This window comes from Belnapia mucosa (assembly GCF_016775475.1).
Lineage (GTDB): Bacteria > Pseudomonadota > Alphaproteobacteria > Acetobacterales > Acetobacteraceae > Belnapia > Belnapia mucosa.
This window is the reverse complement of record NZ_JAEUXJ010000001.1, coordinates 112558-132224: the sequence shown is the minus strand read 5'-3', so window position 1 is coordinate 132224 and position 19667 is coordinate 112558. Positions and strand designations below refer to the sequence as shown.

Genomic DNA, 19667 nt, shown 5'->3' with positions numbered 1-19667 from the left:
CGGGGCCGGAGCGCCCTTAGGGCAACACCTTCCCCGGATTCATGACCCCCTGCGGGTCGAGCGCCGCCTTGATGCGCCGCATCATGTCGAGCTCCGCCCCACCGCGCCAGGCTTCCATCATATCGGTCTTCAGCCGGCCGATGCCGTGCTCGGCGGAGAAGCTGCCGCCGAGGTCGCGGACCACCTCGTTCACCGTATCCATGATGTCATGGCTGCGGGCGAGGAAGGCGGCCGGGTCCATGCCCTCCGGCTGCTGCAGGTTCATGTGGATATTGCCGTCGCCCATATGGCCGAAGGGCACCGGGCGCACCCCGGGGATCAGCCGCCGGCAGGCTTCGGAGGCGCGGCGAATCAGCTCCGGCGTCTTCGAGACGGGGACGGAAACGTCGTTCTTCACCGAGGCGCCCTCGCGCTTCTGCGCCTCCGGATGCTCCTCGCGGATGCGCCAGATGGCGGCGCGCTGGGCCTCGCTCTCGCCGATCGCCGCATCCAGCACCTCGCCGGCCTCCAGCGCCTCCTCCAGGACCGACTCCATCAGGGCGCGCAGCCCGGCATCGGGCCGGGTGGAGGCGAGGTCGACCAGCACGTAATGGTCGGCCGGGGTCGAAAGGGGGACGCTGCCGCCCTCGATGAAGCGGGCATAGAAGCCGACCCCGGTGCCGGACATGTATTCGAAGGCCCGCACCGCGGTCTCGTCCCGGTCGCGGAAGCGGCGGAACAGGGCCAGCGCCGCCTCCTCGTCCCGCACCGCGCAGAGCGCGACCTCCGATTCCCGCGGCCGGGCGAACAGGCGCAGCACGGCAGCGGTGATGAAGCCGAGCGTCCCTTCTGCGCCGACGAAGAGGTGGCGCAGCGCATAACCGGTATTGTCCTTGCGCAGCCGCCGCAGCCCGTTCCAGACCTGCCCATCCGGCAGCACCACCTCGAGGCCCAGCATCAGCTCCCGCGTATTGCCGTAGCGGACCGTGGTGTTGCCCCCGGCATTGGTCGAGAGCACGCCGCCGATGGTCGCCGAGCCCTCGCCGCCAAAGGAGAGGGGGAAGAGGCAGCCGGCTTCGGCCGCGGCATCCTGCGCCGCCTTCACGATGACTCCGGCCTCGGCTGTCATGGTCATGTCGAGCGGGTCGATGTCGCGGACCCGGTTCAGCCGCGCCAGGGACACGATGACCTGTCGCCCGCCCTCATCCGGCGTCGCCCCGCCGACCATCGAGGTATTGCCCCCCTGTGGGACCAGCGGCACCCCGGCGGCAGCGCAAAGCCGGACCGCCTCGGCCAGCTGCGCGGTATCGGCCGGGCGCAGCAGGCAGGGCGAGCGGCCGCGATAGAGCAGGCGCCAATCCGCGAGATGCGGGGCCAGCTCGGCCGGGTCGGTCAGCAGGCCGCGCGGGCCGAGCAGGGCAGAGAGGCGGTCGAGCAGGGGGAAGGACAGGTCGTCGGGCATGGGGAAGATGTCGTGCGGATCAGCCTCCGGGTCAATTTCCCTTGGTGCGGAATGGTGACGCGGCGGCGCATATGCGGCATAGCCGGGGCATGACCCGGCGCCGGCCCCTGCTGACGGTGGTGCTCGCCCTGCTGCTGGTCCTCCAGTGGGGCGGGGCCTTCGCCCATTGCCTGGCGGCGCTGGCCGGGTCCGAGGGCGTCGTGATCTGCTCGGCCGAGGGCGGCATCCGCACCCTGCATCTGGATGCCGAGGGCCAGCCGGCGGCCCCCGCTGCCGCGGCGCATGACAGTTGCCCGGTCTGCCCCGGCGGTGCGGCCCCGGCCCCGCCAGTGCCGGCCCTGCCGGCGCTCCGCATCGCCTATGCTCCGCCTCCTGCCCCGCCGATCGCCGGGATGCCACCCGCCCCGGCCTGCGCCCCGCCGCAGCAGCCCCGAGCCCCACCCGCCGCCTGACGTCAGCGACCGCGTCCCGCTCTCGTCAGGAGTCCCAATCTCATGCATCCCTTGCCGCGCGCCACTTGGCGCGTCCTGCTGCTTGCCGGCATCGCCGGTCCCGCCTTCGGTCAGGCCACCCTCCCCGACCTCGTCGTTACTGGCCAAGCCCCGGGCTCCCTCACCGCCCCCTCGGTCACCGAGCAGCGGGAGGCGCTGGAGCAGACCCCCGCCGCCGTGCGCTTCGTGGATGGGGAGGCGCTGGCCAATCGCTACGCCTTCACCCTGCGCGACGTGCTGGCCGATACGCCCGGCGTCTTCGTGCAAAGCCGCTACGGGCAGGAGCTGCGGCTCTCGCTCCGCGGCTCCGGCATCGCCCGCGGCTTCCACCTGCGCGGGGTCGAGGTGCTGCAGGATGGCGTGCCGGTGAACCTCGCCGATGGCAGCGGCGATTTCTACCAGATCGACCCGAGCGCGGTGCGTTCGGCCGCGGTCTATCCCGGCGGCAATGCGCTGGCCTTCGGCAGCTCGACCCTCGGCGGGGCGATCAATTTCGTCACCCCCACCGCCCGCACGGCGCCCGAGCCGAACAGCCTGCGCGTGGAGGGCGGCACCTATGGCACCTGGCGCCTGTCCGGCCAGGCCTCGGCCGTCTTCGGCGACTGGGATGCGCTGGCGGCCGGAAGCGTCACGCATTCGGATGGTTGGCGCCAGCACAGCCGTGGCCAGTATGAGCAGTTCAACGCCAATCTCGGCTACCGCCTGAATGACCGGGTGGAGACGCGCTTCTATGCCGGGACCTATATCGTCCGGCAGCAGCTTCCCGGTTCGCTGACCCTCGGCGATGCGCTGAACCGGCCGCAGACAGCCAATGCCGCGGCCCTCGCCGGCAACCAGGCGCGCAATATCTGGGCCGAACGCTTCGCCAACCGCACCAGCATTCGGCTCGATGCCGGGCAGGTGGATGTGGATAGCTGGATCATCCACAAGCAGCTCTATCACCCGATCTTCCAGGTGATCGACCAGGACGGGCTGACCTGGGGCATCGCCCCGCGCTGGACCCAGCGCTACGAGGTCGCCGGGCTGCGGGGCGAGCTGGTGTTGGGCGGGCGGTATTTCGCCGGCACCAACGACGCGCTGCAATACGTCAATCTCCGTGGCTCCCGCGGGGCGCTGACGGCGAATGGCGTGCAGCGGGCGCAGAATTACGAGGCCTTCGCCGAGAACCGGCTCTGGGTCCTGCCGACCGTGGCCCTGGTTGCCGGCGCGAAGATGCTGCGCGATGAGCGGGACTATGAGAACCGCCTGAGCGGCCAACGCTTCAGCCGCGCCTATGAGGGGCTGAACCCGAAGATCGGCGTGCTGTGGCAGCCGCGGCCGGCGGTGCAGGTCTTCGCCAATCTCACCCGCAGCCAGGACGTGCCCGACTTCTCCGACCAGCTGCAGACGGTGAACGGGCTGCCCTTCTGGGTGCCGCTGCAATCCCAGCGGGCCTGGACGGTGGAGGCCGGCACCCGCGGCCGATACGAGGGCCATGGCTGGGACCTGACGCTGTTCCGCTCCACCATCCGGGGCCAGCTGCTGCAATACACGGTCGATCCGAGCACCCCGGCCAGCACCTTCAATGCCGGAACCACGGTGAATCAGGGCGTCGAATTCGCCGGCTATCTGGACCTCGCCCGCGGCGCGGTGGCGGCCGGCGACCGGGTCACGCTGCGGCAGACCTGGACCTGGAACGACTTCCGCTTCCGCGGCGACCGGCAATATGGCGGCAACCGCATCGCCGGACTGCCGCCGCATGTGCTACGCACCAGCCTCACCTACACCGCGCCCGATGGCCTCGGCTTCATCGCGCCGGCGTTGGACTGGGTGCCGGAGGGGGCCTGGGCGGACTACGCCAACACCCTACGGGCCAATGCCTATCTGAAGCTGGGGCTGGAGGCGGGGGTGACGGTCGCCCCCAACCTCCATCTCTTCCTCGATGCCCGGAACCTCACCAACAAGCGCTATGTCAGCGATCTCGGTACGCTGCAGAACGCCCGGGCGCCAGGGGCCAATACCGCCGTCTTCTACCCGGGCGAGGGCCGGAGCCTCTATCTCGGGGCGCGGATGAGCTTCTGATTATCGGCGCCTTAACCGGCGCCGCGCGAGGCTGCGGGTCTGGCAGGGGGTCCTCCCCTGCCGCATCCGGAGCCAGCCCTGCATGACCAAGCGCCTGCTCGCCGCCGCCCTGCTGCTCACCGCCCTCGCCCCCATGGCCCGGGCCGCCTGCACCGACCAGGCCATGGAAGCGAAGACCATTGAGCTCACCAACCTCCTCATGCCGCTGATGCAGCGGAACCCGGCCGAGGCGCATAAGATCAGCGAGGCGATGACCGCCGCCATGGGCCAGCCGGCGAGCGACCAGACCTGCGCGCTCTATGACAGCCTGATCGCCCGCGCGAAGCGTTGAGGCGGACCCTCAGCCGAGAAACACCGCCCCCAGCACCGCGCCTCCGGCGAGCACCCAGAGCGGACTGTAATCGGTCCGCCAGACGAAGACGGTGGCGACGGCCACCACCAGCAGCGGCATCAGACCATGGCTATGCGCCGCCGCCGCCATGGTGATCCCGGCGGCGAGGATCAGGCCGATCGCCACCGGCACCAGCCCGGCCTGGGCCGGCTTCAGCCAGGGCGCGCCGCGCAGCCGATGGGTCAGCCCGGCCATGCCCCAGGCCAGCACCGCCGCCGGCACCAGCATGCCGAAGGTCGCCGCCGCCATGCCCCCAGCGCCTGCGATGCGCCAGCCCATCACGCTGGCGACCAGGATATTCGGCCCCGGCGCCGCCTGGGCCAGGGCGTAGAGCTGCGAGAAGGTCGCGTCGTCGAGCCAGCCGCGCAGCTCGACCAGCTGGCGGTGCATCTCCGGTAGCACGGCATTGGCGCCGCCGATCGCCACCAGCGACAGGATGGAGAAGGTGAGCAGGACCTGGAGGATCATCGCGGCGCCGTCCCCCGCAGCAGCCCCGACCGCCGCAGCGACAGGGCGATGGAGATGGGCGCCAGCACCAGCACGATGACCGGCAGCGGCAGCCGCAGCGCCGCGGCACCCAGCGTCGCCAGCAGCAGGATCACCAGCGCGTCCCATTGCAGCTTCAGCTTGCCCGCCATCTTGAAGGCGGTGCCGATCACCATCCCCGCCGCCCCGGCCGCGATCCCTGCCATCACCGGCGCCACCGCCGGCAATTGGCCATAGCGGTCGTAGAAAAGGCAGAGCAGGACCAGGATGCAGAAGGGCGCCAGATAGAGGCCCGCCGTCGCCAGCAGCGCCCCGGACAGGCCGTGGAAGCGCCGCCCGATCATCACCGCCGCATTGCCCACATTCGGCCCCGGCAGCACCTGGCCCAGCCCCAGCACCTCGGCATAGTCCCGCTCGGTCAGCCAGTGCCGCTCCTCGACGATGACGCGGCGGGCCCAGGCGGCGACGCCGCCGAAGCCGAAGAGCCCGATCTTCAGGTAGCCGGTGAACAACTCGGCAAGGCTGGGCAGCACGGTCTGCGGTGGCGGGGCTTCGGGCAAGGCGGAGGCTCCTCGGGGCGCCGCCATGCTGGCACGCCCCTGCCGGCCGGTCAGCCCCGCCCGAGCGCCGGCCCATGCGGGTCATGCGCCACCCGCCGCAGCCGCCAGCCGAGGCCGATCAGCACCGCCCCCGTGGCCACCGCCTGGATGCCGACGATCCAGATCAGCGCCAGCAGCCCCGGCCCCGGCGCCGAGATCAGCCAGGCGCCGATGAAGACCGAGATCGCCCCGAACAGCCCCATCAGCACGGAGGAGAGGCGGAAGGCCAGGACCATCCGGATCACCCCGATGGCGATCGACCAGAAGCCGGTCACCAGCACCAGGCCGAGCGCCGAGGCCCCCGGCGCCAGCAGCAGCGCCGCCGCGGCGAGGAGGGAGATGATGCCGTCGATCCAGAACCAGGCGCCATGCCGCTCCGGCGGGCCCCAGATCGCCTGGTAGATCGTCCCCGCCCCGTCCAGCGCCATCCAGGCCGCGAGGCAGCCGAGGATGACCGCGAGGCCGAGGCCGGGCATGAGGAAGGCAATCAGGCCGAAGAGGATCGCCAGGACCCCGCGCAGGACGAACATCCACCAGCCGCGCGCCATCAGCCGCACCAGGGGGAAGCGGCCGACCGGGGTCATCGGGGCATCGGGCAGGGCCATGCGGGTCTCCTTCATCGAGGCGAATGGCGCCGCAACGCGCCGGCGCTGCCCCCGGTTGGGCCAAATCCGGCGGGCTGCTACAGGAAGCCGGGAATCGGGAGCACGCCAGCTTATGAGCACGACCCTTCCGCCGGAAATCCCCGCCGGCGCGCTGGATGACACCACCGCCGCCCGGGTGGAGGCGCTGATCGAGGAGGAGGAGGGCGCCCAGAACCGCTATCGCGGCTGGCTGGCCTATGCCGCCACGGCGCTGGCCGTGGCGATGGCGCTGTTCCACCTCTGGGCCGCCTGGGACATCGTCCCGACCACGACGCTGCGCTTCGTCCATGTCGGCTTCGCCATGGCGCTCGGCTTCCTGCTCTTCCCGGCGGCGCGGCGCTTCCGGCACCGCTTCATGCCCTGGGACCTGGCGCTGATCGCCCTCTCCCTCGGCGTGACCTGGTATCTCCTCTATGGCGGCGACATGATCGGCACGGAGCCGCTGATCGACCGCTATGTCTTCCCCGAGGGTTGGGACCTGATCATCGGCTGGGTGCTGATCCTCCTGGTGCTGGAGGTGACGCGGCGCTCCACCGGCTGGGTGATGCCGGTGATGTCGGGCCTCTTCATGCTCTATGCCTTCTTCGGCAACCTGCTGCCCGCCCCCTGGCGGCACCAGGGCTATGGGTCGGAGAGGCTGATCCCCCACCTCACCATCACCCTCGACGGCATCTTCGGCACGGCTGTCGATGTCTCGGCCAGCCTCATCATCCTCTTCACCATCTATGGCGCCATCCTGCAGGTGAGCGGCGCGGGCAAGTTCTTCGTCGATTTCAGCTTCGCCGCGACCGGCGGGCGGGCGACCTCGGCGGGGCGGACGGTGGTGCTCTCCTCCTTCCTGCTCGGCGGGCCCTCGGGCTCGGGCGTCGCCACCACCGTCACCCTCGGCACCGTCGCCTGGCCGATGATGCGGCGCGTCGGCTACCGGCCGGATGATGCCGGCGGGCTGCTCGCGGCCGGCGGGCTCGGTGCCATCATCTCGCCCCCGGTGCTCGGCGCCGCGGCCTTCCTGATCGCCGAATATCTCAAGATCGGCTATCTCGAGGTGCTGCGGATGGCCGCCGTGCCGACCGTGCTCTACTACGCCTCGCTGCTCTTCATGGTGGAGCTCGACCAGCGCCGCATCGGCGCCGAGCATGCCGAGGCCGGCACCGAGCGCGAGGCGATCGCGGTCGAGAGCCCCTGGGCGCTGACCAAGAAATACGGCTTCCACTTCTCCTCGCTGCTGGCGATCGTGGTCTTCATGATCCTCGGCTATTCGCCGACCATGTCCGTGCTCTACGCCATGATCGTCGCGGTGCTGCTCTCCTTCCTGCGGCCCGAGAGCGCGCTCTGGCCGCGGCGGCTGATCGATGCGTTGGCCTCGGGCGCGGTGCAGTCGGTTGGCATCGCCGCCACCTGTGCCTGCGCCGGCATCATCGTGGGCGTCATCACCCTGACCGGGCTCGGGCTGAAATTCAGTGAGATCGCGATCCAGGCGGCCGGCGGGTCGCTGGTGGTGACCGCGCTCTATACCGCGCTGATCGTCTGGATCGTCGGTCTCGCGGTGCCGGTGACGGCCAGCTACATCATCTGCGCCGTGGTGGCGGCGCCGGCCCTGACCAAGCTCGGCGTGCCGGATTACGCCGCACATATGTTCGTCTTCTACTACGCGGTGCTCTCCGAGGTCTCGCCGCCCACCGCCCTCTCGCCCTTCGCCGCGGCGGCGATCACCGGGGCGGGGCCCTACCGGACGACGCTGCAGGCCTGGAAATACACCCTGCCGGCCTTCGTCCTGCCCTTCGTCTTCGTCACCGATCCCGATGGGGTGGGCCTGCTGCTGGCCTTCAAGCCGGGGATGACCTGGGTGGATGTGGCGGTGCAGATCGGCCTCGCCGCCGCCGGCCTCGCCGCCCTCTCGGCCGCCTGCCAGGGCTTCGCGCGGCGGGCGCTGGCGGGGTGGGAACGCGCGGGCTTTGCCATCGCCGGGGTGCTGATGATCTTCCCGGCCCTGCTGGAGGCCGCCTTCGGCAATGCCGTCCCGGCGCCGCACCTGATCGGCGTCGCGCTGGGGGTGGTGCTGCTGGCGCTGCAATGGCGGGGGAGGCCGGCGGCTGCCCTGCCCTAGCCTCGCGGGCCCCGAAAGCAGGACTTGCAGCTTTCGGACAAAATGGGCTGCGGGGGTTTCCGCGCGGCCTGAGGTGGCAAGGCGGGCGGGATCGGCGATCGGCGGGGCCTCCGGTTTATAGGACGCTGATCCTATAACTCGTTGCCCCACCGGTGCAAGATAATCTCCTTAACGCGTGCCGGCACGGCCCGGCTGGTTGCCGCTGCCCACGCCGCCGGCGCCGCCCGGCTGCACCGGCGTCGGCACGCCGCCACCGGTCGACATGCTGTTCACCGAACCGGTCGGCGACCTGGCGGACGGCGCCATCGGTTCGCCCGGTGTGCCCGGGCCGCCCCGGGCGCAGGCGCCGAGTGCGAGGGAGAGAGCCAGAAGCCCGATCAGACCACCACGCATGAGCATCGTTCCCCTATCAATGATGACAGGGACGTAACCGGGACGGGCTGGGAAGGTTCCGCCCGCTTATCCGGCAGGCCGCACCTTCGGCACCATCGCTCGGACGCCGGCCGGAAAAAGCGGCCCGCCATAGCCGGCCTCGACCGGGATGCGGAGCATCTTCCGCCCTTCCGCATCCACCTCCAGCACCGGCTGCACCGTCACCACCGGCCGGCCGGCGGCGAGCGACATGGCATCGCCCAGGCTCTGCGCCTCGGCCAGGCGCAGCAGGTTCAGCCGGGTCGGAAACAGCAGGGTGCGCTGGCCGGCCTCGGCCTCGGCCAGGGCCTGGCCAGGGGTGATCCAGATGCTGTCCACCGCCTCCCGCCCGTCATGCGTCGCGGCATGGCCGCCCGGGGCCGGGGCGAGGAAGAAATGCGTGTCGAACCGCTTGGAGAGATCGGCCGGCGTCACCCAATGGGCGAAGGGGACCAGCGCATCGATATCCGGCCGCAGCCCCTCGGCCTGGAGCAGGGCGGCGAAGCCGCGGCTGCCGGCATTCAGCGCGTCCCGATGCGCGGCCGCGATGGCGGCGCCCTGGGTCGGGTCGAGGGCGATGCCGGAGTCCGTCCGGGCCAGCAGCAGCCCGCTCTCCTCGAAGGCCTCGCGGATGGCGGCGACGCGGAAGGCGGCCAGCGGGTCGCCGCTGCCGAGGGCGGCGGCGATCTCGGCATCGGCCGCATCGACGCTGCCGCCCGGGAAGACCAGCGCGCCGGCGGCGAATTCGATCTCGCGGTGGCGGACCACCATGAAGATCTCCGGCCCCGCCGGGCCGTCGCGCAGCAGGAGGACAGTCGCAGCGGGCCGGGCGGTGACCGGCGTGGTGGGCTTGGCCTCGGACAAGGGCGCTACTCCGTTCGGATGCCGGCGGACTGGATGAGGGGTGCCCAGCGGGCATGCTCGGCCTGGATGAAGCTGGCGAATTGCGCGGGGGTGCCGCCGACGATCTGGCCGGCCTGGGTCTGCTCGATCACGCGCGCCACCTCCGGCTGCCGGAGGGCGGCATTGAAGACCCGGTTGGCGGCCTCGACCAGGGGCTCCGGCAGGCCGGCCGGTCCTATGATGCCGTGCCAGACCGTGGCCTCGAAGCCGGCGAGCGCCGGGCCGCCGGCCTCGGCGATGGTCGGCACATCGGGCAGCAGGGGGACGCGCTCGCGGGCAGCGACGGCCAGCGCCCGGACCTTGCCCTCGCGGATGAAGGGCAGCGTGGTGGAGACGGTGATGATGGCGCTGCCCGTCTCGTCGGCGATGATGCTGCGCACCACCTCGGCGCCGCTGCGATAGGGCACGGGCGTCATCGTCACACCGGTGCGGCGCAGCAGCAGCTCCTGCGCCAGATGGCCGACATAGCCGATGCCGGGATGGGCATAGACCAGGTCCCGCCGCTGGCGGGCGAGGTCGAGCAGGCCGGCCAGGTCCCGTGCCGGCGAGGCGGCGGGGACCACCAGCACCAGGGGCAGGTTGACGAGGTGGCAGATCGGGGTGAAGGCCCGCATCGGGTCGTAGCTGAGGCTCGGCTGCAGGTCCCGTGCGATGGCATTGGCGCCGAGATCGGCCATCATCAGCGTGGCGCCATCGGGCCGCGCCTGGGCGACGACGGCACCGGCGATGGTGCCGCCCGCCCCGCCCCGGTTCTCGACCACCAGCGTCTGGCCGTTGGCGAGCGGCGGGAAGGCATTGGCGACGGTGCGGGAGAGCGTGTCGATCGCGCCGCCGGCGCCGAAGGGGACGACGAGGCGCACGGGGCGGTCAGGCCATGCGGAGGCCTGCGCATGGGCGCCGCGGGACAGCAGCGCTGGCGCGGCGAGGCCGAGCAGGATGGCGCGGCGCCCGGCGCCTCGTGACGGATGCGGCATGATGGCAACCTCCCGGATTTTTCGTGCAGGGGCCGCGGCCGGCCCACCCTTGGCCGCAGCTTTGCCCTATCCTGCCTGCGCTGCCCAGGGGAGGAAGCCTGCATGACCTGGTCGATCGTCGCGCATGACCCGGCGACCGGCGCCTTCGCCGTCGCCGTCACGACCTGCGCCTTCGCGGTCGGGGCGAGCTGCCCCTTCGTCCGCTCCGGCGTCGGCGCGGTGTCGACGCAATCCATCACCAACCGCTATCTCGGCCCGGCGGTGCTGGACGGGATGCAGCGCGGCCTGTCGCCGACCGCCGCGATCGAAAGCGCGCTGGCGGGCGATGAAGGGCGCGGGCTGCGGCAGATCCATGCGGTGGACCGGCATGGGCGGAGCGCCGCCTGGACCGGCAAGAATTGCGTGGAGTGGTGCGGCGACCGCGCCGGCCACGGCTTCTCGGTCGCGGGCAATATGCTGGCCGGCGAGGCAGTGCTGACCGACACCATCGCCGCCTTCGTCACCCGCGACGACCTGCCGATGCCGGAGCGGCTGCTGGCCGCGCTCGATGCCGGCGATGCGGCGGGCGGCGACCGGCGCGGCCGGCAATCGGCCGCGCTGCTGCTGACGACGACCGAGGATTTCCCCGATATCAACCTCCGCGTCGACGACCATGCGGAGCCGCTGGAGGAGCTGCGCCGGCTGCTCGGCATCTGGAGGCGCGACCGGGAGCCGGGGCTGCGCGACCAGCCGCGCAAGGCCAATCCCTCCGGCTGGATCGACATCGATGCGATCGAGGCGGCCTGGGCGCGCCGCGGATCGACGCTGCGGTTTCGCCGATAAGGGGAATTCGCTCCCGGCTTTGTGCAGTGTGAGGTGTGGCTCTCTCCTATAGCGTGCATTTTGTATTCTGAATGCACCTAGGGAGCCACCCGATGCCCAAGCAGCATGGCCCGATCTTCGGTAGCACCGGCGCCGACACGATCCATACCGGCTCGCTCGACGACCTGATCTATGGCGACGGGCTGGCCGGCCCGCATGCGCCGATCTTCCCCGGTCCCTCCTCCGTCACCGTCATCGCCGCGAACACCATCACGGCCGGCGCCGGCAACGACACGGTCTATGCCGGCTATGGCGCGGATCAGGTGCAGGGCGGGCGCGGCAACGACCAGCTCTTCGGCTATGGCGTGCTCGAGGGCGATGATGCCTGGGGCAGCGCCCGGGCGCGCGACAGCGATCTCGGCGACACGATCTCCGGCGGCACTGGCAACGACAGCATCCATGGCGGCGGCGGCAACGACGTGCTTCGGGGCGATGGCGGCGACGATGTGCTGGAAGGCGGCGTCGGCGCGGATACGCTGACCGGCGGCGCGGGGCAGGACATCTTCCGCTTCGGCGAATATGACAGCCGGGCGAAATTCCCCGTCTTCGACACGCCGGGCGATGTGGTGACGGATTTCCGCCATGGGCAGGACAAGCTCGACCTGACGCCCTTCCTGAGCCATTTCGGTCCCGCGCTGCAGGCGGATTTCCTCGGCGAGCAAGCCTTCACCGATGCGACGCATATGCAGGTGCGGGCCGTGACGGAGGGCGACCATACGCTGGTCGAGATCTACGTCCCCCTCTTCAGCGGGCCGAACCCGCCGGCCGGGCCCAGCGCCACCATCACCCTGCTCGGCCATCCGCATCTGGACGCATCGGATTTCATCCTGGCTTGATGGGGCGGGCGGCGCGGCGTAATCCGGCCCGAACGACACCGGGAAGGAATACACCATGCGCCGCCTGAGCATTGCCGCCATCGGCGGGGACGGCATCGGCCCCGAAGTGATCGAGGCCGGGTGCCGCGTGCTGGAGGCGACGGCCGCCGCGGATGGCGGCTTCGCCTGCCAGTTCCGCCGCTTCGACTGGGGCAGCGCGATGTATCGCGCCAGCGGCCGGATGATGCCGGAGGACGGGCTGCGGCAGCTCGAAGGCTTCGATGCCATCTTCTTCGGCGCGGTCGGCGCGCCCGACATCCCGGACCACATCACCCTCTGGGAGCTGCGCCTGGCGATCTGCCAGGGCTTCGACCAGTACGCGAATGTCCGCCCGACCCGCCTCCTCCCCGGCATCACCGGGCCGCTGCGCGAGGAACTGGGGCGGCAGATCGACTGGGTGATCGTCCGCGAGAATTCCGAGGGCGAATATGCCGGCGTCGGCGGCCGGGCCCATCGCGGCCTGCCGATCGAGGTCGGGATGGATGTCGCCGTCTTCACCCGCGCCGGCGTCGAGCGCATCTGCCGCCATGCCTGCGAGATCGCCATGAGCCGGCCGCGCAAGCTGCTGACGGTGGTGACCAAGTCCAATGCCCAGCGGCATGGCCTCGTCATGTGGGACGAGGTCTGCGCCGAGGTGACGGCGCAATACCCCGAGCTGACCGTCGACAAGATGCTGGTCGATGCGATGACGGCGCGGATGGTGATGAAGCCGGGCACGATCGACACGGTCGTCGCCACCAACCTGCATGCCGATATCCTCTCGGACCTCGCCTCGGCGCTGGCGGGGTCGCTCGGCATCGGCGCGACGGGGAATGTCGATCCTTCGCGCCGCCGGCCCTCGATGTTCGAGCCGATCCATGGCTCGGCCTTCGACATCACTGGTCTTGGCATCGCCAACCCGCTCGGCGCCTTCTGGACCGCGGCGATGCTGCTGGAGCATTGCGGCGAGCCGCGCGCGGCGGGCCGGCTGATGGCGGCGGTGGAGGCCGTGACCGGGCGCGGGACGGTGCTGACGCCCGATCTCGGCGGCACTGCGACCACGGCCCAGGTGACGGAGGCGGTGATCGCGGCGCTGGCGGGGGCGAACGCCTGAGCGGCGCCGCCCCCTCGGCGATCTAGCGTACCGTGTAGTTCGTCACCGAGCAGGCATTCACGTTCCGCCTCTCCTGCGACTGGCCGCCGGCGAAGACGATGCGGATGTCATAGGTGCATTCGCCCTGCGGCAGCCGCACCGGGAAGGTCGCGCCGGCCTGCACCACATCGTCGCCCAGCCGGTCCGGGCCCCAATTCTGCTGCGAGGAGGGCGAGGCGTAGAATTCCTCGATCACCTTGCCGCTCTGGTTCACCAAGTTGAAGGACGGGTTGCCCTGCTGCGTGCTGTTCGGCTGGGTCCGCGGCGCGGTGCGCGGCGCCGGCCCGCCCGGCTGGCCGAGCACGAGATCCGTCATGTTGCAGGTGTTGAGGTTCCGCCGCTCCTCCGCCGTGCCGCCCTGATAGACGATGCGGATGTCGAAACTGCAGTTGCCATCGGCTGGCAGGCGGATGATCTGCGAGGCGCCGGGGGCGATCACCTCATTGCCCAGCCGGTCATGGCCCCAGCTCCGCTCGGAGGAGGGCGAGGCATAGACCTCATTCACCACATTCGGCGTGTTGTTGACCACCCGGAAGGAGGGATCGTTGGACTGCGCCCGGCCCGGTCCGGCCCAGGCCAGCAGAGCGAGAGCGGCCAGCAGCACCCGACGCGACATATGAACCTCCTGCACGAATTGGCCCCAGAATAACCCCTCCGCGAGGGCGACTGCCAGACCGGGCGGCTACACGGCGGCGTCAATCGGGTCCCTCGGCGCCGGGTCCCGCGCCCATCTCGGTCAGGCGCCGGTCGAGCGCATCCAGCAGCCGGTGCAGCGCGGCGCGGTCGGCGACACTGGTGCCGGCCAGCAGTTCCGCCTCCAGCCCGCGCGCGAGCGGCAGGATGCGGGCATGCACGGCGCGCCCCTCGGCGGTCATCGCCAGACGCTGCACGCGGCGATCCTCGGCATCGCCCTCGCGCGCCAGCAGCCCGCGGGCGAGCAGGGCGCGGACGGCGCGGCTGACCTTCACCTTGTCCATCGCCGTGCGCTCCACCACCGCGCTGGCCGAGAGGCCGCCGAAGCGCCCGACCACCGCCAGCACGCGCCATTCGGGGATGGAAAGGCCGAATTCCTCGGAATAGCGCCGGGCGAAGAGGCGCGAGGTGCGGTTGGCCGCGACCGAAAGCCGGTAGGGGAGGAATTCCTCCAGCGCGAAATCGGCTGGCACGGTTGCCTTTGGTTTCATCGGTAACTAGCGTGCCCCTCAAATACCAAGGGAGCAAGCGCATGTCCGGCTTCGCCTCGACCAACGACATGGCCGCGAAGACGGTCTCCTTCGACGAGCTGGGCCCCGGCCTCTATGCCTATACGGCGGAGGGCGATCCGAATTCCGGTGTCATCGTCGGGCCGGATGGCGTCGTCGTCGTGGATGCCCAGGCGACGCCGGCCATGGCCGCCGATGTCCAGGCGCGCATCGCGACGGTCACCGACCGCAAGGTCACCCAGATCGTCCTCTCGCACTACCACGCCGTCCGGGTGCTCGGCGCCTCCGGCTATGGCCACGTGCCGGTCATCGCCTCGGAGGTCACGCGCGACCTCATTGTCGAGCGCGGCCAGCAGGACATGGACAGCGAGATCGGCCGCTTCCCGCGCCTGTTCCGCGGCAAGGAGAGCATCCCCGGCCTCACCTGGCCGACCCATACCTTCCAGAAGCGGATGACGCTCTGGCTCGGCGAGCGGGAAGCGCAGGTCATCCATATCGGCCGCAGCCACACCGCCGGCGACACCGTGGTCTGGCTGCCGAAGGAGCGCGTCCTCTTCGCCGGGGATTCGGTCGAGTTCGGCGCAACGCCCTATTGCGGCGACGCGCATTTCACCGACTGGCCGGCGACCCTCGCCGCCATCCGGGAGCTGGGGCCGGAGAAGCTGGTGCCCGGCCGCGGCCGCGCGCTGCTGACGCGGGCGGATGTCGCGCAGGGGCTGGCGGATACCGAAGCCTTCACCTCCACCCTCTTCGCCCGCGTCCGGCAGGGCGTGGAGCGGGGCTGGGCGCTCGGCGAGATCTATCGCGACACCATGGAGCATATGCGCCCGACCTACGGGTCCTGGGTGATCTTCGAGCATTGCATGCCCTTCAACGTCTCCCGCGCCTATGACGAAGCGAAGGGCCTCGACCACCCGCGCATCTGGACCGCCGAGCGCGACATCGAGATGTGGCGGGCGCTGGAACATGGCGCGGCGGCGAAATCGGGCGAGATCGAGCGCTAGTCAGCCATGGGCTTCCAGCCGCCGCGCTATCCCTGGCACCCGCCCGTCGCGGCGCGGGAGGCGGCGCAGGTCGTCATCGCCGGCGGGGGCCTGGTCGGGCTGACCCTCGCACTGGACCTGGCGCGGCAGGGCATCGCCTCGGTCCTGCTGGATGAGGATGACACGGTTTCGACCGGCTCGCGCGCCATCTGCTGGGCCAAGCGGACGCTCGAGATCTATGGCCGGCTCGGCCTCGGCGCGCGCTTCCTCGAGAAGGGCGTCACCTGGAATCGCGGCCGGGTCTTCCATGGCGAGCGCGAGGCCTATGCCTTCGACCTGCTGCCGGAGCAGGGCCATGAATACCCGGCCTTCGTGAACCTGCAGCAGTATTACGCCGAGGCCTGGCTGGCCGAGGAATGCGCCGCCAGTGGCCTGGTCGACCTGCGCTGGCGCCACCGCGTCGCGGCGGTGGAACACCGGCCGGACGGTGCGCTGCTGCGCGTCGAGACGCCGGGCGGCGAGTATCAGCTGGAAGCCGAATGGCTGCTCGCCTGCGACGGCGCGCGCAGCCCGATCCGCGAGGGCATGGGGCTGCCCTTCCTCGGCCAGGTCTTCCGCGACCGCTTCCTGATCGCCGATGTGCGGATGCACGCGCCCTTCCCGGCCGAGCGCTGGTTCTGGTTCGACCCGCCCTTCCATCCTGGTCAGTCGGTGCTGCTGCACAAGCAGCCGGACGACATCTGGCGGATCGATTTCCAGCTCGGCTGGGAGGCCGATCCGGAGGCGGAGCGCGACCCGGCCCGGGTGCGGGCGCGCGTCGCGGCGATGCTCGGGCCGAAAGTATCCTTCGAGCTGGAATGGGTCAGCGTCTACAGCTTCCGCTGCCGGCGGATCGAGCGATTCCGGCATGGCCGCACGATCTTCCTCGGTGATGCGGCGCATCAGGTCAGCCCCTTCGGCGCCCGCGGCGGCAATGGCGGGGTGCAGGATGCCGATAACCTGGCCTGGAAGCTGGCCGCGGTGCTGCGCGGCGCCACCCCTGCCCTGCTGGACAGCTATGACCGGGAACGGGTCCCGGCCGCCGAGGAGAACATCCTGAACTCCACCCGCAGCACCGATTTCATCACCCCGAAGACCGCGGCCTGCCATGCCTGGCGGGATGCTGTGCTGGAACTCTCGGCGGCGCATGGCTTCGCCCGGCCGCTGGTCAATTCGGGCCGGCTCTCGCGCCCGGCGGTGCTGGCGGACAGCCCGCTCTCGACCCCGGATGCCGAGGCCTGGGGGGGCGGGCTGCCGCCCGGTGCGCCGGCCGTGGATGCGCCGATGCTGCGGGCCGGCCAGCCGGACTGGCTGCTGCGGCATCTGGGCCGGGAGCCGGTGCTGCTGGCCTTCGCCGGGCCGGGCGTGCCGGCGGCCGAGGCGCCGGCCGGGCTGCGGCGGGTGGTGGTCGCGGCGGATGAACGGGTCGGGACCCTATGGGACCATTCCGGCCTGGCCGCGGCGCGCTGGGGTGCCCGGCCGGGCGATGCGGTGCTGCTGCGGCCGGACCAGCATGTCGCGGCGCGCTTCCACGCCCCCTCCCCCGCCGCCATCGCCGCCGCCCGGGCCCGCATGATGGGAGAGGCGTGATGCTCCGGACCGAGCCGCGGATCGAGGATCCGGACGGGTTCTACCAGGCGGTGATGGACGCGCATCGCGGGCTGGATGAGGCGGCGGCGCGGCGCTTCGACGCCCGGCTGGCGCTGATCCTCGCCAACCATATCGGCGATGCGGCGGTGCTGCGGCAGGCGGTGGCGCTGGCGGCAGCGACAGGCGAGGCGCCAGCGGCCCCTCTGCCTAGCGCGCCGGCCTGACCTCCAGCACCGCCCGCGCCACCAGGTCGTCGGAGGATGGGCGCATCGCCTCCGGATGCGGCCGCGCCGGGCCGCGGGGGCGGCGGGACCAGACGGTGGCTTCCGGCACCTCCACCTGGAAGCCGGCCCGGCGGAAGCGGCCGACCATGGCCGAGAGGCCGAGCCGGTTCACATAGATCCCCGCCCGGCCGACCAGCGGGCTCGCCCAGAAGGCGTCGCTGAAGCGGAGATGCTGCAGCCCGCCGCCGAGATGGTCCTGGAAGTCGATCCGGTGCAGGCCGATGCCGTCCGGCGCGGTGATCCGGCGGAGCTGGGCTAGCAGCGGCCCCATCTCGTCGCGCCGCACATGCTCCAGCACCGCCTCGCTCACCACGCAATCCACCGCCCCATCCGGGATGGCCGCCAGCACTGCCGGGCCGCCATGCAGCAAAGTGGCGCCGCAGCGGCGCAGCACGGCGGCGCGGTCGGCGCAGCCCTCGAGATCCGGGACCGCGACACCATGGCTGCGCGCCAGCGCCGCCACCGCCTGATAGGCGGCGGCCTCGGCCGGGGCGCTATCGGCCGGGTCGATGAACCAGACATGCTCCAGCCCGAGCCCGGCCAGGATCGGCGCCCGCAGCACCATCCGGCCCGGCCCGACCTCCAGCAGGGTGCGCGGGCGGCGGCCCATCAGCCGGGTCGCGTCATTCACCCAGGCCGGCGGCGCGCCGAGCAGCTTCCCCGGATCCCCGGCATCGAAGGAGGGCCGCGCCAGGCCGAAGGCCCGGGCGCGGGCGCCATGAATGCCGAGGGCAGCCAGGCCCAGCTTCACCCCGAGCTTCGCCCACCAGGGCACCGGGGCTCCGCGCGAGAGGCCATTCGGCGCTGGCAGGACACGCCGCGGCCGCGCCATGTCCTCCGCTTGCTGTTCGATCGACACGTGGTTGACCCGCTGCTGTCACAGGCTTAGCCGGGACGGCATAGCGCAAGGGGACGGGGCTTGCCCACCTCAACCGCAGGAGAAGCCATGAATCCCATCGAGCATATCCGTCGCTGGCAGGAAGAACTCACGGGCTGGCGCCGGGATTTCCACGCTCATCCGGAAACCGGCTTCGAGGAGGTGCGGACGGGCGCCCTGGTCGCGGAACGGCTGGAATCCTGGGGTATCGAGGTGCATCGGGGCATCGGCCGGACCGGGCTGGTCGGCGTGCTGCGCTCGGGCAATGGCGACCGGGCGGTGGGGCTCCGGGCCGATATGGATGCGCTCGACATGCCGGAGGCGAATGGCTTCGCCCATCGCTCGACCGTGCCGGGGAAGATGCATGGCTGCGGCCATGACGGGCACACCACCATGCTGCTCGGCGCCGCCAGGTATCTGGCGGAGACGAAGAACTTCAACGGCACCGTCCATTTCATCTTCCAGCCGGCCGAGGAGGGCCAGGGCGGCGCCCGGGCGATGGTGGAAGAAGGGCTGTTCCGCCGCTTTCCCTGCAATGCCGTCTATGGGCTGCACAACCGCCCCGGCATGCCGGTCGGGCAATACGGCATCCGCGAGGGCGCGATGATGGCGGGCTGCGCCTTCTTCGACCTGCTGATTCAAGGCAAGGGCGGGCATGGCGCCCGGCCGGAAAGCACCGTCGATCCCGTGGTCTGCGGCGCCGCCATCGTCTCGGCCTTTCAGTCGATCATCGGCCGCAACGTCGCCCCGAACGATACCGGCGTCGTCAGCGTGACCGGCTTCAGCGCCGGCACCGCCTACAATGTGATCCCCGACCAGGTCTCGCTCCGCGGCACCGTCCGCGCCTTCAAGACCGAGACCATGGCCTTGATCGAGCGGCGGATGCATGCCCTGGCCGCCAGCATCGCCGAGGGCTTCGGCGCCACCGCGAGCCTCGATTTCCGCGAGGTCACGGTGCCGGTGGTGAACGGCCCCGAGCAGACGGCGAAGATCGCCGATGCCGCCGCCGCCATGGTGGGCGAGGCGGCGGTGGACCGGAACCGCATCCCGGCCATGGGGTCGGAGGATTTCTCCTACATGATGGCCGAGGTGCCGGGCGCCTATATCCTCGTCGGCAATGGCGAGGGCGAGGCGGGCGGCTGCGAGGTCCACAACCCGCATTACGATTTCAACGATGCCGCGATCCCCTATGGCGCCGGGGTCCTGGCCGCCGTGGTGGAGCGCGAGCTCGCGCGGATGGAGAAGTAGGCAAGCGCAACGTACGGCCGGTCCGGGCGTTCGCGCAGGACCGGCCAACCCAGGCCGGCCGAACAACG

Annotated in this window: 20 protein-coding genes; 11 read left to right on the top strand and 9 right to left on the bottom strand. The window is 71.2% G+C overall.

The features are described 5' to 3' along the window. Nucleotides 1-16 precede the first annotated feature (16 nt). Nucleotides 17-1441: an FAD-binding oxidoreductase gene (locus JMJ55_RS00630; protein WP_202823555.1), complete on the bottom strand. Its 1425-nt coding sequence runs from the start codon at nt 1439-1441 to the stop codon at nt 17-19. Between the two features lie 89 nt (nt 1442-1530). Between JMJ55_RS00630 and JMJ55_RS00625 the strand changes: the two genes are divergently transcribed. The 3 genes from JMJ55_RS00625 (at nt 1531) to JMJ55_RS00615 (ending at nt 4324) form a co-directional block, all read left to right on the top strand. Continuing rightward, entirely contained in the window at nt 1531-1893 is a 363-nt protein-coding gene (locus tag JMJ55_RS00625) for a DUF2946 family protein (RefSeq protein ID WP_202823554.1), read from the top strand. Nucleotides 1894-1935: 42 nt separating this feature from the next. After that, the gene (locus JMJ55_RS00620; protein WP_202823553.1) at nt 1936-3993 is read left to right on the top strand and encodes a TonB-dependent receptor family protein; all 2058 of its coding nucleotides are present in this window, start codon (nt 1936-1938) and stop codon (nt 3991-3993) included. Between the two features lie 82 nt (nt 3994-4075). Then, on the top strand, nt 4076-4324 hold the full coding sequence (locus JMJ55_RS00615; RefSeq protein ID WP_202823552.1) for a hypothetical protein: 249 nt from the start codon (nt 4076-4078) through the stop codon (nt 4322-4324). Between the two features lie 9 nt (nt 4325-4333). Here JMJ55_RS00615 and JMJ55_RS00610 read toward each other — a convergent pair whose 3' ends face one another. The 3 genes from JMJ55_RS00610 to JMJ55_RS00600 are packed head-to-tail and all read right to left on the bottom strand — an operon-like array spanning nt 4334 to nt 6074. Further along, a complete protein-coding gene (locus JMJ55_RS00610; protein ID WP_202823551.1) occupies nt 4334-4852 on the bottom strand; it encodes a chromate transporter in 519 nt (172 codons plus the stop codon). Further along, a complete protein-coding gene (locus tag JMJ55_RS00605) occupies nt 4849-5430 on the bottom strand; it encodes a chromate transporter (protein WP_202823550.1) in 582 nt (193 codons plus the stop codon). Before JMJ55_RS00605 ends, JMJ55_RS00610 begins: the two co-directional genes overlap by 4 nt. Before the next feature lie 50 nt (nt 5431-5480). Beyond that, nucleotides 5481-6074 (bottom strand): HdeD family acid-resistance protein, encoded by a 594-nt coding sequence (locus tag JMJ55_RS00600; RefSeq protein ID WP_202823549.1) that lies wholly within the window; start codon nt 6072-6074, stop codon nt 5481-5483. 112 nt (nt 6075-6186) lie between these two features. Between JMJ55_RS00600 and JMJ55_RS00595 the strand changes: the two genes are divergently transcribed. Further along, nucleotides 6187-8220 (top strand): TRAP transporter permease, encoded by a 2034-nt coding sequence (locus JMJ55_RS00595; RefSeq protein ID WP_202823548.1) that lies wholly within the window; start codon nt 6187-6189, stop codon nt 8218-8220. A 459-nt stretch (nt 8221-8679) separates the two neighbouring features. Here the strand turns inward: JMJ55_RS00595 and JMJ55_RS00590 are convergent, their stop codons facing one another. After that, the gene (locus JMJ55_RS00590) at nt 8680-9495 is read right to left on the bottom strand and encodes an NUDIX hydrolase (RefSeq protein ID WP_202823547.1); all 816 of its coding nucleotides are present in this window, start codon (nt 9493-9495) and stop codon (nt 8680-8682) included. 5 nt (nt 9496-9500) lie between these two features. Continuing rightward, nucleotides 9501-10508, bottom strand: coding sequence for a Bug family tripartite tricarboxylate transporter substrate binding protein (locus tag JMJ55_RS00585; protein WP_202823546.1), 1008 nt, complete (start codon nt 10506-10508; stop codon nt 9501-9503). Nucleotides 10509-10610: 102 nt separating this feature from the next. Here JMJ55_RS00585 and JMJ55_RS00580 point away from each other — a divergent pair, with 102 nt between their 5' ends. The 3 genes from JMJ55_RS00580 to JMJ55_RS00570 all read left to right on the top strand — a co-directional run bounded on the left by JMJ55_RS00580 (nt 10611) and on the right by JMJ55_RS00570 (nt 13337). Next, entirely contained in the window at nt 10611-11330 is a 720-nt protein-coding gene (locus JMJ55_RS00580) for a DUF1028 domain-containing protein (RefSeq protein ID WP_202823545.1), read from the top strand. Nucleotides 11331-11422: 92 nt separating this feature from the next. Continuing rightward, nucleotides 11423-12205 (top strand): calcium-binding protein, encoded by a 783-nt coding sequence (locus JMJ55_RS31490; protein WP_202823544.1) that lies wholly within the window; start codon nt 11423-11425, stop codon nt 12203-12205. 55 nt (nt 12206-12260) lie between these two features. Further along, the gene (locus tag JMJ55_RS00570) at nt 12261-13337 is read left to right on the top strand and encodes a tartrate dehydrogenase (protein ID WP_202823543.1); all 1077 of its coding nucleotides are present in this window, start codon (nt 12261-12263) and stop codon (nt 13335-13337) included. 22 nt (nt 13338-13359) lie between these two features. Here JMJ55_RS00570 and JMJ55_RS00565 read toward each other — a convergent pair whose 3' ends face one another. Then, complete coding sequence (locus JMJ55_RS00565; RefSeq protein WP_202823542.1) at nt 13360-13992, bottom strand: hypothetical protein; 633 nt, start codon at nt 13990-13992, stop codon at nt 13360-13362. 79 nt (nt 13993-14071) lie between these two features. Further along, on the bottom strand, nt 14072-14542 hold the full coding sequence (locus JMJ55_RS00560) for a MarR family winged helix-turn-helix transcriptional regulator (protein WP_328702549.1): 471 nt from the start codon (nt 14540-14542) through the stop codon (nt 14072-14074). 59 nt (nt 14543-14601) lie between these two features. Here JMJ55_RS00560 and JMJ55_RS00555 point away from each other — a divergent pair, with 59 nt between their 5' ends. Genes JMJ55_RS00555 through JMJ55_RS00545 form a run of 3 tightly spaced genes read left to right on the top strand, consistent with a single transcriptional unit; the run spans nt 14602 to nt 17414 of the window. Continuing rightward, complete coding sequence (locus JMJ55_RS00555; protein WP_202823540.1) at nt 14602-15582, top strand: MBL fold metallo-hydrolase; 981 nt, start codon at nt 14602-14604, stop codon at nt 15580-15582. Between the two features lie 6 nt (nt 15583-15588). Further along, a complete protein-coding gene (locus JMJ55_RS00550) occupies nt 15589-17190 on the top strand; it encodes an FAD-dependent oxidoreductase (protein WP_202823539.1) in 1602 nt (533 codons plus the stop codon). Then, nucleotides 17190-17414: a DUF2783 domain-containing protein gene (locus JMJ55_RS00545; RefSeq protein WP_202823538.1), complete on the top strand. Its 225-nt coding sequence runs from the start codon at nt 17190-17192 to the stop codon at nt 17412-17414. The genes JMJ55_RS00550 and JMJ55_RS00545 overlap by 1 nt, the downstream gene beginning before the upstream one ends. On the opposite strand, the gene JMJ55_RS00540 is transcribed toward JMJ55_RS00545, so the two are convergent. Continuing rightward, on the bottom strand, nt 17398-18333 hold the full coding sequence (locus tag JMJ55_RS00540) for a class I SAM-dependent methyltransferase (protein ID WP_202823537.1): 936 nt from the start codon (nt 18331-18333) through the stop codon (nt 17398-17400). The two genes, JMJ55_RS00545 and JMJ55_RS00540, sit on opposite strands and share 17 nt — an antisense overlap. Nucleotides 18334-18420: 87 nt before the next feature. Here JMJ55_RS00540 and JMJ55_RS00535 point away from each other — a divergent pair, with 87 nt between their 5' ends. Continuing rightward, on the top strand, nt 18421-19599 hold the full coding sequence (locus JMJ55_RS00535) for a M20 aminoacylase family protein (protein WP_202823536.1): 1179 nt from the start codon (nt 18421-18423) through the stop codon (nt 19597-19599). The last annotated feature ends 68 nt before the right edge of the window (nt 19600-19667 follow it).